This is a genomic window from Aliiroseovarius sediminis, assembly GCF_022678485.1.
Taxonomy (GTDB): Bacteria; Pseudomonadota; Alphaproteobacteria; order Rhodobacterales; family Rhodobacteraceae; genus Aliiroseovarius; species Aliiroseovarius sediminis.
The window spans coordinates 1-203 of the sequence record NZ_JALBYP010000016.1 but is presented as its reverse complement, the minus strand read 5'-3'; the positions used below and the strand labels follow the sequence as shown (position 1 = coordinate 203).

The following is a 203-nucleotide window of genomic DNA, read 5'->3' as shown; positions in this document are numbered from 1 at the left end:
GCCCCCGGCACACCCGGCCTTTACGAACTGCGATACGTGTTGGAGACCGGCCGCCGCACCCTTGCGCGGGCATCCATCGAAGTGGTGGAAAGCGAGGTCAGCGTGACCGCCCCCGCCAAGGTCATCACCGGTGCGGACTTTGACTTCACTTGGGCTGGCACGATCAACGGGCGTGACTTCCTGACCATCGTTCCGGCAGGGGC

At 65.5% G+C, this 203-nt stretch carries 1 protein-coding gene; it reads left to right on the top strand.

What is annotated here, in order from left to right; all coding sequences use genetic code 11:
• Window positions 1–203 (top strand): hypothetical protein (locus tag MN186_RS16685; protein ID WP_242110744.1); only part of this gene is annotated, 203 nt, incomplete at both ends.